We start from the raw sequence: 15,004 nt of genomic DNA on the forward strand, positions 1-15,004 counted from the left end.
TCCAAATAAGTATTTTGACATCAAGGTACGCAATAATACCCGTGAGTTAGTATACCATGTTAAAAGGATGAAAGCCATTGCGTGGGCTAAAATTTTGTGAAAAATATCATTTATTTTTTCAGAGACTGACCAATTAGTGGAAAATCACTCGTGAATTTAGCCGTGAACAGGTGACACCTAATCACTGTAAAGTACTGGTAAAACCCGACATAGAGATATTTGTATTCAGAATGGATCACGTTTGTTTGACTGAGCAAGCCTTACGTGAATAACGCAATCAACCACTCGACCAATAGGTTAAAGAATAGCCGGTCTACCGCCGGTGGCAGCGAAAAACTTTCACAAGCTCGTTAAAATGGCGAGGGCGTGAATCGTGAAAGCGCCTGAAAATTTTCACATGGAAAACGGGTAAAAACGGTCGCACTGGAATTCCGCGCACTTTAATGGAGAAAAATAAATGTGAAAGTTTGTCAAAACGGGGACGAGTCGGTTGGTGTTTCATCGGACCTAGCGGCAGTGATTGTGTCGGGGCATTTTCGGATGAACGCGCCGGTCATTGAGAGATCAGAGAAAGCAAGGTTAACGGGGGAGTGGCCACTTTTCGTGAACAAGACAATCGATCACTGGCAGTCTCGTCAGGCGTGGCGTGGTAAACCGTTGCGAAACCGGGCTGGATGCGTGAAGTTCAAGGGGGACTATGCTATACTGACAGGTGGTAAATTTGACAAAAAAGATAACCTGAGCGGCTGAACGGGGAGCAATGGCTCCCGTCCAGCTCTTTTGTCTCTAGCTCGGAATACACAGCTTTAAGGGAGAAATTTTAAAAAATGAAAATGATTGTTGGTTTAGGAAACATTGGTCCCCAGTATGATGGTACGCGGCACAACACCGGTTTCATGGTCGTTGATGCCTTTGCCAAGGAACACGGCATTGACCTGACGACGCGGAAGATGGATGCCAAGTACGGCAGCGGCATGGTCAACGGCGAAAAGGTCTTAGTCGTCAAGCCCACGACGTTTATGAACGAATCCGGCCGGGCCGTTCATCCCATCATGAACTACTTTAAGATCGACGTGGCAGACATCATCGTGGTTCACGACGACATGGATCTCCCACTGGGCCGAATCCGGTTACGGGATCACGGCTCTGCTGGGGGTCATAACGGGATCAAGAGCATCATCGCTCACGTCTCGACTGAAAAATTTGCCCGGTTACGGGTCGGTATTGCCCACCCCGAACAACACACCGTGGTCGATTACGTCTTGGGGAAATTTACCAAGGACCAACAACCGCTCTTCAACCAGGCCACGGATAAGGCTGTTGCTGCTCTGGATGACTGGTTAAAGGGAACCGAATTTACTCAGTTGATGAACCTGTACAACTAGGATAGGAAGTTATCGCGTGAATTTAGAAGCATTTATGACGCAGACGACGCAGTTTAAAGACATCAAGCGGACGTTAGCGCCCGGCCAACGCCAACTGGTGACCGGACTCAATGGTTCTGCCGAGACTTTATTCATCGCCAGCCTGCTCCATGATCAACAACGATCAATCGTCTACGTGACGGATACGCTCTATCACGCGGGCCAACTCGTCGATGACCTGGCGAACTTGCTCAGGGACGACGAGTTATTTGAATTTCCAGTGGAAGAGTTATTGGCGGCGGAAGTGGCGACTAGCTCACCTGAGTACCGATCATCGCGGATTGATGCCTTACGGGCCTTGCAGAGCGACCATCCCGTCGTGATTGTGACGGCGCTGTCTGGCCTGCGGCGGTTTTTACCGGCACCGGCTAACTTCGCGGCGGCCCGGTTTACCGTTAAGGTCGGCGACGACTTTGACCTGGAAGACTTGCAGCAGCGGCTGTTTGCCATGGGCTATGCGCATCAGAAATTGGTGGCTGGCCCCGGGGACTTCGCCGTGCGGGGGTCCATCGTGGACATTTACCCGCTGGCGGCCGACTATCCGGTTCGGCTGGACTTCTTTGACACCGAGGTCGATTCACTGCGCTACTTTGACCCGGCAACCCAACGCAGCATTGAAAACGCTGAGACGGTTGAAGTCCTGCCTGCCACCGATTTCATTTTAACGGCGGCGGAACGGACGGCGGGTGCGGCAGCTCTGACGGCTGAACTGACTAAGCAGGCTGGTAAATTGGCGGCCGATGCGGCCACGAATCTGACGGATCAGGTCCAACCGCTGATCGATGGCCTGAAAAAAGGGTCCGTCGATCCCCAGCTAATGGAGTTTGCGGATTACTTATTCCCAGAACACAATCAATTGCTGGACTACTTACCGGCTGATGGATTGGCGTTGTTCGGGGACTATTCGCGTTTACAAGACGCCGAACGGCAATTATTAGAAGATGAAGCCAATTGGGCCACCGATAAGTTGAGTCATCACCAGATTTTTGCACACCAAATTTTTGGCGGTGAACTGCGGCCCATCGTGAAGGAAGACAAGCACGCGCAGCTGATGCTAGCCCTGTTCCAGAAGGGGATGGGGAGCTTACGGTTCCAAGCCATCACTAACATCACGACACGCGCCATGCAACAGTTCTTCGGGCAACTCCCCGTGATGAAGACGGAAATCGACCGCTGGCAGAAGCAAAACCAGACGGTCGTGCTCCTGGTTCAAGATGAGGAACGGCTGGAAAAGATTGAGCAAACGTTAGATGATTTTGAAATTAAGGTCGTCTTGACCAAATCCGCCAACCTCCAACCTAATCTGACCCAGCTGGTCCCCGAACGGTTGCGGACCGGGTTTGAATTGCCCGAGGCCAACCTCGTGATCATTACGGAAGCCGAAATGTTCCAGAAAATCACGAAGAAGCGGGCCCGGCGGCAGACCATGGCGAACGCCGAACGGTTGAAGAGTTATACCGACTTGAAGCCCGGCGATTACGTGGTGCACGTCAATCACGGGATTGGGAAGTTCATCGGGATGCAGACGCTGACGGTCGATGGGGTCCATCAGGACTACATGACCATCGATTACCAAGACAACGCACAGTTGTTTATCCCGGTCACCCAGTTAAATCTGATTCAAAAATACGTTTCCTCAGAAGACAAGAAGCCCCGCATCAACAAGCTGGGTGGGTCCGAGTGGGCCAAGACCAAGCGAAAAGTCGCGGCTAAGATTGAAGACATCGCGGACGAACTGGTCGACCTCTATGCCAAGCGGGCGGCCGAAAAGGGGTTTGCCTTCCCAGTCGATGACAGTCTACAGACGGACTTTGAAAATGACTTTCCGTATGCTGAAACACCTGACCAACTCCGAACCGTCGAAGAGGTCAAGCACGACATGGAAAAGCCCCGGCCAATGGACCGTTTGCTGGTCGGTGACGTGGGTTACGGGAAGACCGAAGTCGCCTTGCGGGCAGCCTTTAAGGCGGTCGAGGCGGGTAAACAAGTGGCCTTCCTGGTCCCAACGACCATTTTGGCGCAACAACATTACGACACCATGGTTAGTCGATTTGAGGGTTATCCCATTAATGTCGAAATGTTTTCGCGGTTCCGGACGACCAAGCAAATTCACCAGTCCATCAAGGATTTGGAAAGCGGTCAGCTGGATATCGTGGTGGGCACCCACCGGTTGCTCTCACAGGACGTGAAGTTTAAGAATTTAGGCCTGGTCCTGGTCGATGAGGAACAGCGATTTGGGGTCAAACATAAGGAACGGTTGAAGGAATTAAAGGCCAACGTGGACGTCTTGACGCTGACGGCGACCCCCATCCCCCGGACGCTCCACATGTCCATGCTGGGTGTGCGGGATCTGTCAGTAATTGAAACGCCACCGGCCAACCGGTTCCCTATTCAGACTTACGTCATGGAACAAAATGCTGGCGCCATTCAGGACGGGATTCGCCGGGAAATGCAACGGGGCGGTCAAGTCTTCTACCTGCACAACCGGGTGGATGACATCGAAAAGACGGTCGGTCAGGTGCAGTCCCTGGTGCCAGAAGCCCGGGTCGGCTACATTCACGGGAAGATGACGGAGGCCCAGCTTGAAGGGGTGCTCTTTGATTTCCTGCGCGGGGAGTACGACGTGCTGGTCACGACGACCATCATCGAAACCGGGATTGACATTCCCAATGCCAACACGTTATTCGTTGAAAATGCGGACCGGATGGGTCTGTCACAGCTGTACCAGTTGCGGGGCCGAATCGGCCGAAGCAACCGGGTGGCTTACGCCTACTTCACGTATAAGCCGAACAAGGTCTTGACCGAGGTCAGTGAAAAGCGGCTGGAGGCCATCAAGGACTTCACCGAACTGGGTTCCGGCTTCAAGATTGCGATGCGGGACTTATCCATTCGGGGTGCTGGTAATTTGCTTGGTAAGCAACAACACGGGTTCATTAATTCCGTCGGGTATGACTTATACACGCAAATGTTAAGTGAAGCCGTTGCCAAGAAGCGCGGGAAGCAAACGCAACCGAAGACCGATACCACGGTCGAACTGGGCGTTGAAGCTTACCTGCCAAGCGACTATATCGAAGACGAACAACAAAAGATTGAAATGTACAAACGCATTCGCCAATTGGAAAATGACGATGAGGTCAGTGAGATTCAAGCGGACCTCATCGACCGGTTCGGGGAATACCCGGATGCCGTCAGCCAACTGCTGACGATTGGGCAATTGAAATTGGCGGCGGACTTAGCCTTAGTCGATAAGATTCGCCGAGTCAACGGGGATGTCTTTGTCACGATTTCTAAGCGCGGCACCAATATCCTGGGTGGCGAGGATGTCTTCAAGGCCTTAGCAGCCACGGATCTGAAGGCGACGGTCGGCATTACCGATGACCGCCTTCACGTGAAACTGGTCATTCAACCGAAGATGACGGTCAATGACTGGCTCCCTCAGGTCCAACAATTTATGGCGGCGCTCAGAGATATTGTGGAAGTCACCACGAAACCAAAGACAGATGATAAACAACCCAAGGAACAGGCTTAGGACGTCTGTCTTTGGGCAGGAGGAGGAACCATGGGCAAACGCAACGTAAATACCACCTTGCAGGGAGCCCTGATTCTCTCGGTAGCGGCGTTCATTGCGAAGCTGCTGAGTGCGGTCTACCGGGTTCCCTTTCAAAACATGGTCGGCAACACCGGGTTCTACGTGTATCAACAGGTTTATCCCCTGTATGGCATTGGCATGACCTTTGCCCTGAGTGGATTGCCGGTCTTTATTTCCAAATTAATTGCGGAGGCGCCCGACCTACCCAGTCAGCAGGCCGTGGCCCGGCAAGTCTATCGCTGGGTCTGGGCGCTGGCCCTGGTGCTCTTCGGTGGCCTGATGGTGGGCGCCCCCGGCATCGCTCGGGCAATGGGGGATGTCCAGCTAGCGCCACTGATTCGGATGGTGGCCTGGATGTTCCTCTTGATGCCAGAGCTTTCAGTTGGTCGGGGGTACCACCAAGGACAGTTTCGAATGCTCCCCACCGCCCGCTCGCAGGTCGTCGAGCAACTGGTCCGAGTCGTCGTGATTCTGGTGGCCGCCGGCTGGGCAGTCACCCATGACTGGTCCGTTTACCGGATGGGCATGTGGGCGCTGAGCGGGGGCACGATTGCGGCCGTGGCGGCACTGGTTGTGCTCCCGCGGTGGCGGCAACCCGAGGTCCGGACCAGTTGGCGTCTGCCACACTTGGGGCGGCGCTTGCTGATCGAAGGGGGGACGCTCTGTCTCCTCACGGCCATGATGGTCCTGTTACAACTGGTCGATTCATTTACGGTTAAAAATGGTCTGGTAGCTGGGGGAATGGCCGATGCAGCCGCTAAAAGTCTCAAAGGGGTTTACGACCGGGCCCAACCGCTAGTTCAATTGGGCCTGGTCGTGGCGGTGGCCTTTGCTACGTCACTGTTGCCGGCCCTTAGCGAGGCGCAACATCAGCAGCGGCCCAAGGCCTTCAAACGCCTGACGACGACCATGATGCGGATTGCCTTGATGATTGCGACGGCGGCGACCGCGGGGCTGATCAGTCTGATGCCGTGGATCAACCGGCTTCTCTTTGGTAATATCACGGGGAGTTGGATGCTCGGCGTCTACATGCTGAGCATTATCCTGGCTACCCTGATTCAGACCTACAACAGTGTGCTACAGAGTCAGAACAGCTATCGACTAACGGTCGTGGCGCTGGTTGCGGGTCTGGTAGTGAAGGCCGTGGCCAATCACTGGGCCGTGGTCAACTTTGGCGCGAGCGGTGCCAGTTGGCTGACGGTCATTAGCCTGGGCGTGACGTTCCTAGTGATCTGGTACGGGTCGGACGTCACGTTGCGAACCGGTATCTGGACGCGCAGCTACATTCGCACCCTGTTGGGCTGTACTATTCTGATGGTTGCCGGGGTGAAAGCCGCGGTGGTCATCCTGGAACACTGGTGGCCGGCCTTGGCGACGGGGCGGTTAGCGGCTGGCGTGGGCCTCTTGATCACTATTCCCATTGGCGTGGCCATCTTCTTGGGCCTGGCGCTCAGTTGGCAGTTACTCAGTGTGCGGGAATGGTTAGCGATTCCGCACGCAGAAACAGTTTTACGATTATGGCAGAAACTTAGCCAACACGGAGGAAAATAAGATGCGATTAGATAAATATTTGAAAGTTTCTCGAATCATCAAGCGGCGGTCAGTGGCTAAGGAAATTGCTGACAAGGGCCGAATCGAAATCAACGGTAAGGTTGCCAAGTCTTCAACTGAAGTGGCCCCTAAGGATGAATTGGTCATTAAGTTTGGAAACAAGACGTTGACCGTCCAAGTTGACGAGTTGTTAGAGACCACGAAGAAGGACGACGCCGAACGGATGTACACCATCGTGAAGGAAGAGTACGCCCAGGACTTTCGTCAAGAATAATTAGCGACCGCAAAGGTGTTCGTTGTGGTGGATTAGGTTAGGTCGCTGACTTACCAGACCTCGGATTGGCACGGAACTGGCAAAGGCAATCAGCAGGCGCTTTCTTCGGGGCAACACCGCCAATCCAAGCGACTAATGTGACGAATGTTTTACAATGTGCTTAACTAGCTAGACGTCTAATTTGAAACTTGCTATACTCAAGTTAAGCTATCTGGTAAACATGGAGGAGTGAGTGGCATGGCTGACGCGAAACCGACGGCAAAAATTAAACGGCTAGACAATGACTATACGCGAAAGATTCAGCATCAGCAGGCGGTGCAGCATCATACCCGCTGGCTGGGTCATCGGCGCGTGCGGCGGGCCACTCGGATTCTAGTGGTTTTCGCAGTCTTCGCGATTATTTTGGGGGTCCAATTGATTCGGACTCACGCGAGTCTGCATCAGGTCAATCAGCAGGTGGCGACGAGTGAGCGGACCTTGACCAAGACAAAGGCCAAGAACGCAGACCTCAAGCAAGAGATCAAACAGTTGAACGATAAAGACTATTTGGCCCAGTTGATTCGGTCTAAGTACTACTATTCTAAGTCGGGCGAAACGATTTATAGTTTGCCTGGCGACCACGCTAGTGATGTGACAGCTAAATAATCAGTTCAAATCCGACGATTGGCTTGCATGAGCACCGTCGGATTTTTTGGCTAGTCGCGGAAATCATTCGCGCGACCGACTAATTAGCTTGAAAGTTAATTTAACAGGCTTTGACCGGGGCTCATGAGTTGGTCAAGGGACTTTATTTTTTTCATCTCGGCGTGTGGGATTGGGAAGAATTGTGTTATACTGAAAGCACTTATTTTAAGGAGGAACTTCTTGTTTATGGCAATCGAGGTTGGAGCTAAAGTTACCGGAAAGGTCTCCGGAATTACGAACTTTGGTGCATTTGTTGATTTAGGTGACCACAAGACCGGGCTGGTGCACATTAGTGAAATTTCTGACGGGTACGTTAAGGACATCCATGACGTCTTATCCGTTGGTGACGAAGTAACGGTTAAGGTATTGACCGTGGGCGATGACGGCAAGATTGGTTTGTCGATTCGTAAAGCCACGGATCATCCAGAGTCAGAGCGGCCACATCACAGCCACAATGACCATCATGAAAGTCATCACGATAACAATAATCGTGGCGGCAACCATGAGTTCCACGGCAACGGTGGTAATCACGGCGGGGAAAGCAACGGCCACGGCCGTCGCTTTGAAAATAACGGTCCCCGGCCACATCACAGTTCAGCTAATGGCCGCTTCTCGGGTCATCACTCGGCTAAACATGAAGAAAGCTTCGACGACTTGATGTCAGGGTTCTTGAAGCAAAGTGAGGACCGCTTGGCAACGATTAAACGTAATACTGAAGGCAAGCGGGGCGGTCGTGGTGGCCGTCGTAGCTAAATGTCTTTAATCAGGACCGCATTCGTGCGGCCCTTTTTCTTAACAAAGGTAAAGTGAGACGGGGGCGAGACAGTGACACTGGCAGCGGATTTTCAGCGGAATTTTCAAGCGCAGGGATGGGCTGACCCCCAGAAACGGGGGCTGGTAGCCGTGTCGACCGGAGTTGATTCCATGGTTCTATTGGGCCTCCTACTAAGCTTGCCCGCAGACCAGCGGCCCAAATTGACCGTGGTTCACGTCAACCATCACTTGCGAGCGCAAAGTCAAACGGAAGCTGCCTTCCTGGAACGCTGGTGTGTGGCGCATCACGTGCCGCTCGTCAAGACGGACTGGCCACGTGATCAGCACCCGACACACGGCATCGAAGCGGCGGCGCGGCAGTTTCGCTACCACTTCTTTGCGGAACAGATGCAGCAACAGGGCGCTGCTTGGGTCGCCACGGCCCATCAGGCCGATGAGCAGGCGGAAACCCTGCTGCTGAAGCTCATTCGGGGCGGGGACCTGACCCAATTGACGGGGATGGCTCCCAGCAGACCTTTGGCATCGGGACAGGTGATTCATCCGCTACTGCCATTTACCAAGGCGCAGTTGGTGGCGTACGCGCGTCAACAGCAGATTCCCTGGTATGAGGACCAGACGAACCAGGAACTGGTGGCTAGCCGTAATCGGGTGCGTCACGAGATTTTACCGCAACTCAAGCGGGAGAATCCCCAGGTCGTTTCGCATTTGTTGGCGTACGCTGAGCAGCTGCAGGCGACGCTGGCGGTGGCGGAACAGGCTTTGACGGCGACACTTCAGGAGATTGTGGTGACGTCAGTGCCCTTGACCGGGGATGGGGATAAATTGTTGGCCCGGCCGGTTGCTGAACAACACCTGTTACTCAGTCGGTTCATCAAGCAGGTCGCACCAGCAGCATCGACCAGTGAGTCGCGCGTCACCCAGTGTTTACAGCTGTTAGCCAACCCCCAGCGGCCGACGGGAACGGTGTCCTTTGCGGGTGGTTGGGCCTTTTATAAAGACTATGAAAGGTTTCAATTTTTACCAATAAAAAATTTACAGCAAAAATCCGTGGAACATTTTAGATTTATGGTAGACTTAAACCAATGGCGGCCAGTTGGTAACGGCTGGCAACTCGGTTGCTTCACGGCAAACCGCCTTCAGGAACACACTCCCCATACCACCGTGGCATTGACGGCGGACCAGTTACCGTTAATGGTCCGACCCTGGCAGGCTGATGATCAGGTGCGACTCGCAACCGGTCATCACCAATCAGTCCGGCGCGTTTTGATCAATGCAAAGGTGCCCCGCGACCAGCGACCTGCGCAACAGGTCTTGGTCACGGCAACGGGAGATCTCCTGGCGGTGCTTGGCGTGAAGTGGTCGGTTTGGCCACCACGACCGCACACAAAAAACTATCATATTGTTTGGAAGCATGAATAGGCGAAAGGGGAACAGCATGAATAACGATATTTTGAAGGTCCTATATAGTGAAGAAGACATTGCCGCAGCCTGCAAACGGTTGGGCACCCAACTCTCCGAGGATTACAAAGACAAGACGCCCTTGATCATCTGTGTGTTAAAGGGGGCTATCTTGTTCATGACCGATGTGATTCGCGACATGGATATTTACGCGACCATTGATTTTATCGATGTTTCCAGTTACAACGGGGGCACAGCCTCTTCTGGGACCATCAAGTTACTCAAGGACCTGGATACCGACGTCTCTGGGCGCGACATTTTGTTAGTTGAAGACATTATCGATACGGGGCGGACGCTGAAGTACTTGGAAGACCTGTTGAAGGACCGGAACGCCAAGTCTATCAAGGTCTGCACGTTGATGGATAAGCCTAGTGGTCGCGTGGTTGAAGCGAAGGCGGATTACGTTGGGTTTAACGTTCCGAGCGAGTTCGTGGTTGGCTATGGTTTGGACTACGAAGAAAAGTACCGGAACCTTCCGTACGTGGGTGTTTTGAAGCCCTCAGTTTATTCAGATAAATAATTAGTCAATGATAGTCAATTGTGATAACATCTTATTTAGTAAAAGGGCATGAGCCCTAAATTTCGTTCCTATCTTAATGCTGGGAACTGTGAGTAAGGAGGCACGACATGAATAATCGACGAAATGGGCTGTTTCGTAATAGTCTATTTTACATTGTGATCTTCTTGTTGGTCATTGGTGTTGTTTACCTATTCAACGGTAACAACAACAGCTCACAATCCCAAGAAATCCAATCGAGTCAGTTCGTTAAAGATTTAAATGCGAATAAGATCAAGAATTTCTCCATTCAACCTTCCGGAGGAGTTTACAAGATTACCGGTGAGTATCGGAACGCGCAAAAGCGCTCGACCAATACCGGCTTCAGTCTTGGCGGTTCTCAGAGCACCGCTGTGACGGGCTTCACCACGCAAGTCTTAACGAATAACTCGACGGTTTCCGAGATTGACAAGACCGCCAAGAATCACAACGTAAAGGTCAACACCAAAGCAGAAGAGTCGAGTGGTTTCTGGATTAACTTGTTAGTCTATGCAGCACCACTGGTTATCTTCATCTTCTTCTTCTACATGATGATGGGTCAAGCCGGCCAAGGCGGCGGCAATGGCCGAGTCATGAACTTTGGTAAGAGTAAGGCCAAACCAGCCGATAGCAAAGAGAACAAGGTTCGCTTCGCTGACGTTGCTGGTGAGGAGGAGGAAAAGCAAGAACTTGTCGAAGTTGTTGAGTTCTTGAAGAATCCACGTAAGTTTGTTTCATTAGGTGCCCGGATACCATCTGGTGTCTTGCTGGAGGGTCCTCCTGGTACTGGTAAGACGTTGCTGGCGAAAGCCGTTGCTGGTGAAGCGGCGGTACCATTCTTCTCGATTTCTGGTTCAGATTTCGTGGAAATGTTCGTTGGTGTCGGGGCTAGCCGTGTGCGGGATCTCTTTGAACAGGCCAAGAAGGCCGCTCCTTCCATCATCTTCATTGATGAAATCGATGCGGTTGGTCGTCAACGGGGTGCCGGCATGGGCGGTGGCCACGATGAACGTGAACAAACGTTGAACCAATTGCTGGTTGAAATGGACGGGTTTACTGGGAGTGAAGGCGTCATCGTGATGGCTGCAACCAACCGTTCTGACGTCTTGGACCCCGCTTTACTGCGGCCAGGTCGTTTTGACCGGAAGATTTTAGTTGGTCGGCCAGACGTTAAGGGTCGTGAAGCGATTCTGAAGGTTCACGCCAAGAACAAGCCATTAGCTAACGACGTTGATTTGAAAGAAATTTCTAAGCAAACCCCTGGCTTTGTCGGGGCTGACTTGGAAAACCTCTTGAACGAAGCTGCCTTATTAGCTGCACGGCGGAACAAGACTCAGATTGACGCTTCTGATTTAGATGAAGCCGAAGACCGAGTTATCGCTGGGCCAGCTAAGAAGGATCGGGTCATCAGTCCTGAAGAACGCAAGACCGTTGCTTACCATGAAGCCGGGCATACCATTGTCGGGTTAGTGTTAAACGATGCGCGGGTCGTTCACAAGGTCACGATTGTCCCTCGTGGTCGCGCCGGCGGGTATGCAATTATGCTCCCACGGGAAGATCAAATGCTGATGTCCAAGAAGGATGCCATGGAACAGATTGCCGGGTTAATGGGTGGTCGGACGGCCGAAGAGTTAATCTTCCACTCCGAATCATCTGGGGCCTCCAATGACTTTGAACAGGCAACGCAAATTGCCCGTTCCATGGTTACCCAGTATGGGATGAGTGATGCTTTGGGGACCGTTGCACTGGAAAGTGCTGGCGGCCAACCATTCGCTGGTGCGGGTTACCCTGGCCAACCAAGTTACTCTGAACACACCGCTAGTTTAATCGATACTGAAGTTCGCCGAATCATCGGAGAAGCCCACGAGACTGCTCGGAAGATTTTGGAAGAACATAAAGCAGAACACAAGATTATTGCGGATGCCTTGCTGAAATACGAAACGCTGGACGAAAAGCAAATTCTCAGCTTGTTTAACACTGGGAAGATGCCTGAAAAAGACAGCAACAACGAATTTCCAAGTGAAAAGGCGGCAACGTTTGAAGAATCTAAGCGCGAATTAGAACGGCGCGAAGCAGAACGGCAAGCTTCTATGGAAGCCAAGTTAGCTTCGTCCGCTGCAAGCAGTGAGTCTTCACAGGCTAACTCAGCAGCTAGTTCGGCAGCCGATGATCCAAAGGATACCGACGATTCCGAATAGTCACGTTAGGGGAGCGAGATCACGGATCTCGCTCCTTTTGCTGTCTCCAGGATTTGGGGATGCGTGCTAGATACTGGCACCCGAAAAGGCTTCTATTTGCAAAAAATGTGGTTTCTGGTAATGTAGGGCATGATGAATTGAACGAAAGGACGTTTTAAACGTATGGCAGATTATTTAGTAAAAAGCTTAATTGATGATGGGATGTTCCGGGCCTACGTGGTGGATGCCACGGAGACGGTCGCAGAAGCACAACAACGACATGATACCTGGAGCGCCGCAACGGCAGCCTTAGGACGGACCCTGATTGGGACCATGTTGCTCTCAACCTCTCTATTGAAGGGTGAGGAGAGCTTGACGGTGAAGGTCAACGGTCATGGACCCGTTGGCGCCATCGTGGCGGATGGAAATGCTAACGGAACGGTTAAGGGCTACCTCCAGTATCCCCATATCAGTTTACCGTTAAATGAAAAGCACAAAATTGATGTGAAGAAGGCCGTTGGGGTCAATGGAATGCTGACGGTAACCAAGGATCAAGGACTCGGCCAACCGTACACCGGCCAAGTGCCTTTGATTTCTGGTGAGTTGGGTGAAGACTTTACCTATTACTTGGCCAAGTCGGAACAGATTCCCAGTGCCGTTGGGGTGTCCGTCTTCGTCCAGCCCAACAACACAGTCAAAGTTGCTGGTGGGTTTATGATTCAAACCATGCCTGGTGCTTCCGATGAAGCCATTTCTCGGTTGGAAGAACGCCTAAAGGAAATGCCAATGGTTTCTGAATTACTGTTGGATGGTCAAACCCCCGAAGAGATTCTGCAACTGTTGTTTAAGGATGAAAAAATCAAGATTTTGCAAAAGATGCCAGTTAGCTTTAAGTGTGACTGTTCTAAGGACCGGTTCGCGAAGTCTTTGGCATCAATCCAACCCGATGCCCTCCAAGAAATGATCGACCAGGACCATGGTGCTGAAGCCGTTTGTCATTTCTGTGGAACGAAGTATGAATACTCCGAGGATGACCTGCGGACGATTCTGGCACAAGCCCAAGAAAAGTAGGCTAGGCCATGACGTGGAAAATCGGTGATGTAGAAATTCCGAATCGCGTTGTTGTGGCCCCCATGGCGGGGGTGACCAACGTGGCCTTTCGCCAAATTTGTAAAGAGTTCGGCGCGGGTTTAGTGGAATGCGAAATGATTTCAGGGCAGGGGATCCATTACCATAACCAGCGAACGCTTCATATGATGGCGGTCGATCCCCGAGAGCACCCGATGAGTATTCAAATCTTCGGGGGCACACAGGAGACGTTGGTGCAGGCTGCCCAGTATGTGGATCAAGAGACCCCAGCCGATATTATCGATATTAATATGGGTTGTCCGGTCAATAAGGTGGTTAATACGGATGCTGGGGCCAAATGGTTACTGGACCCACAGAAGGTTCATGACATGGTCGCTGCAGTTGTTGCGGCAGTTAAAAAGCCCGTCACGGTAAAAATGCGCACGGGTTGGGATGATCACCATATTCTAGCGGTCGAAAATGCACTGGCCGCTGAGAGTGCGGGGGCATCAGCGGTCGCTATGCACGGGCGTACTCGGAAACAGATGTATCAGGGCCAAGCGGATTGGGATATCTTGGCTCAGGTTGCCCAGCACCTGTCGATTCCGTTTATGGGAAATGGGGATGTGCGAACACCCCAAGATGCGAAACGTATGTTAGATGAAGTGGGCGCAGATGCCGTGATGATTGGTCGGGCCGTTGAGGGCAATCCGTGGCTGTTACGTCGGATCAATCATTATCTGGCGACGGGGGAACTTTTACCGGAGCCCACAGCGGCAGAAAAAGTTGCGACGGCGGAAGAGCATCTGCATAAGTTATGTGCGGCCAAGGGACCAGAGGAGGGGCCGCGAGATTTTCGTAACCAAGTGGCTTATTACTTGAAGGGTATCCCACACGCTGCCAGGACCAAGGTCGCTTTGACGGATGCCACTGATGAAAACGTGATGGTCGATATCTTGGAAGAGTTTTTGGCTAAGATGGCGGCACGCAGTCAGCGGGCATCAGTCAAGCGGTTTGCTGAGTAGGTGCCGCGACTATCAGATCGATTTTGAAGAACCCAGATTAATTTCTGGGTTCTTTTTTTGTTTTTATTGATAAATTCCCTTGACCGAAGTGCAGATAATTGATAAGATATTACCTGTTGCTGATTTGGCAATGTTCATGCATAAATAACAGATTCTTGAATAGTTAATCAGGATTTGAAATTAGTGCTTGACGAGTTAAATCGTAACTGATAGAATAGTTAGTGTTGTCAAGGCGTGCTAATCATAGTGATTTCGGTTTTATGAGTATTGAATAAATATTCAGAGAGTTGAAAAAAGATGTTGACACGATTTAAACGACATGATATACTTTAAAAGTTGTCACGGAGGAATTGCTTCTTATGACAACTTGGTAGACCTTTGAAAACTGAACATTGTTTCGACAAACCAAATATGTGTAGGGCGGTTTGATACTTGGTATCAAACC

11 protein-coding genes are annotated in these 15,004 nt (G+C 51.7%); all 11 read left to right on the plus strand.

What is annotated here, in order from left to right; translation table 11 throughout:
- Positions 1–827 precede the first annotated feature (827 nt).
- The 11 genes from pth to dusB all read left to right on the plus strand — a co-directional run bounded on the left by pth (position 828) and on the right by dusB (position 14,559).
- Entirely contained in the window at positions 828–1,385 is a 558-nt protein-coding gene (gene pth, locus JUF22_RS12710; protein WP_125765511.1) for an aminoacyl-tRNA hydrolase, read from the plus strand.
- Between the two features lie 16 nt (positions 1,386–1,401).
- A complete protein-coding gene (gene mfd, locus JUF22_RS12715; RefSeq protein ID WP_203646851.1) occupies positions 1,402–4,953 on the plus strand; it encodes a transcription-repair coupling factor in 3,552 nt (1,183 codons plus the stop codon).
- Between the two features lie 30 nt (positions 4,954–4,983).
- Positions 4,984–6,564 carry a polysaccharide biosynthesis protein gene (locus JUF22_RS12720; RefSeq protein ID WP_203646853.1) on the plus strand — a complete coding sequence of 527 codons (1,581 nt, stop codon included), beginning with the start codon at positions 4,984–4,986 and terminating at the stop codon, positions 6,562–6,564.
- A gap of 1 nt (position 6,565) precedes the next feature.
- The gene (locus tag JUF22_RS12725; RefSeq protein WP_125584007.1) at positions 6,566–6,838 is read left to right on the plus strand and encodes an RNA-binding S4 domain-containing protein; all 273 of its coding nucleotides are present in this window, start codon (positions 6,566–6,568) and stop codon (positions 6,836–6,838) included.
- 237 nt (positions 6,839–7,075) lie between these two features.
- The gene (locus JUF22_RS12730) at positions 7,076–7,483 is read left to right on the plus strand and encodes an FtsB family cell division protein (RefSeq protein WP_203646855.1); all 408 of its coding nucleotides are present in this window, start codon (positions 7,076–7,078) and stop codon (positions 7,481–7,483) included.
- Positions 7,484–7,708: 225 nt separating this feature from the next.
- Complete coding sequence (locus JUF22_RS12735) at positions 7,709–8,275, plus strand: S1 domain-containing RNA-binding protein (RefSeq protein ID WP_203646856.1); 567 nt, start codon at positions 7,709–7,711, stop codon at positions 8,273–8,275.
- A gap of 72 nt (positions 8,276–8,347) precedes the next feature.
- Positions 8,348–9,715, plus strand: coding sequence for a tRNA lysidine(34) synthetase TilS (gene tilS, locus JUF22_RS12740; protein ID WP_203646862.1), 1,368 nt, complete (start codon positions 8,348–8,350; stop codon positions 9,713–9,715).
- 16 nt (positions 9,716–9,731) lie between these two features.
- The gene (gene hpt / locus JUF22_RS12745) at positions 9,732–10,274 is read left to right on the plus strand and encodes a hypoxanthine phosphoribosyltransferase (protein WP_125765517.1); all 543 of its coding nucleotides are present in this window, start codon (positions 9,732–9,734) and stop codon (positions 10,272–10,274) included.
- Between the two features lie 107 nt (positions 10,275–10,381).
- Entirely contained in the window at positions 10,382–12,487 is a 2,106-nt protein-coding gene (gene ftsH / locus JUF22_RS12750) for an ATP-dependent zinc metalloprotease FtsH (RefSeq protein ID WP_203646868.1), read from the plus strand.
- A 162-nt stretch (positions 12,488–12,649) separates the two neighbouring features.
- Positions 12,650–13,537, plus strand: a complete 888-nt coding sequence (gene hslO / locus JUF22_RS12755; RefSeq protein WP_203646870.1) for an Hsp33 family molecular chaperone HslO — start codon at positions 12,650–12,652, stop codon at positions 13,535–13,537.
- Between the two features lie 8 nt (positions 13,538–13,545).
- Positions 13,546–14,559, plus strand: a complete 1,014-nt coding sequence (gene dusB / locus JUF22_RS12760; RefSeq protein ID WP_203646872.1) for a tRNA dihydrouridine synthase DusB — start codon at positions 13,546–13,548, stop codon at positions 14,557–14,559.
- Positions 14,560–15,004: the final 445 nt, after the last annotated feature.

Source organism: Levilactobacillus lanxiensis (assembly GCF_016861655.1).
GTDB lineage: Bacteria > Bacillota > Bacilli > Lactobacillales > Lactobacillaceae > Levilactobacillus > Levilactobacillus lanxiensis.

Coding starts and splice junctions, on each gene's coding strand:
- dusB (WP_203646872.1), top strand. CDS start 13,546: ATGACGTGGAAAATCGGTGATGTAGAAATTCCGAATCGCGTTGTTGTG.
- JUF22_RS12725 (WP_125584007.1), top strand. CDS start 6,566: ATGCGATTAGATAAATATTTGAAAGTTTCTCGAATCATCAAGCGGCGG.
- hpt (WP_125765517.1), top strand. CDS start 9,732: ATGAATAACGATATTTTGAAGGTCCTATATAGTGAAGAAGACATTGCC.
- JUF22_RS12735 (WP_203646856.1), top strand. CDS start 7,709: ATGGCAATCGAGGTTGGAGCTAAAGTTACCGGAAAGGTCTCCGGAATT.
- pth (WP_125765511.1), top strand. CDS start 828: ATGAAAATGATTGTTGGTTTAGGAAACATTGGTCCCCAGTATGATGGT.
- hslO (WP_203646870.1), top strand. CDS start 12,650: ATGGCAGATTATTTAGTAAAAAGCTTAATTGATGATGGGATGTTCCGG.
- JUF22_RS12730 (WP_203646855.1), top strand. CDS start 7,076: ATGGCTGACGCGAAACCGACGGCAAAAATTAAACGGCTAGACAATGAC.
- JUF22_RS12720 (WP_203646853.1), top strand. CDS start 4,984: ATGGGCAAACGCAACGTAAATACCACCTTGCAGGGAGCCCTGATTCTC.
- ftsH (WP_203646868.1), top strand. CDS start 10,382: ATGAATAATCGACGAAATGGGCTGTTTCGTAATAGTCTATTTTACATT.